At 47.2% G+C, this 405-nt stretch carries 1 protein-coding gene; it reads right to left on the bottom strand.

Annotated elements, in window-relative coordinates; genetic code table 11:
• Nucleotides 1-373, bottom strand: a 373-nt coding sequence (locus tag SB775_RS27600) for a nicotinate-nicotinamide nucleotide adenylyltransferase (protein WP_410864328.1), incomplete at its 3' end; no start/stop codon positions are given.
• Between the last annotated feature and the right edge of the window lie 32 nt (nt 374-405).

The raw sequence follows: 405 nt of genomic DNA on the forward strand, positions 1-405 counted from the left end.
GTGTAGAAGAAATATCCCACACCGGCATCTCGACAAATGTCACGACTTCATCGTTATTGCCTTTGTCCAGCTCAGCTCCCGGCCGAGCCAGACCAATAAAGTGTATCATACGAATCAGTTCTTTGTACTGGTACCATTCGGAAAGAATCTGCACCATGTCTCCCCCAATAATAAAGGAGAATCGGTAATTTGGGTACTGTGAGACAAGCTCTACGATCGTGTCATAGGTGTAGGAAGGACCTTCACGCCTAAGCTCTATATCCGTTACAAAAAACGATTCATGATCAGCCACCGCAAGCTCTACCATTTGCAAGCGATGCTTCGCAAGCGTTAGGCTGTTCCGTTTTTTATGGGGAGGAACATGGGTAGGCATAAACCACACCTCGTCCAATCCTGCCTGTTCAC

The sequence above is a fragment of the Peribacillus sp. SIMBA_075 genome (genome assembly GCF_046534585.1).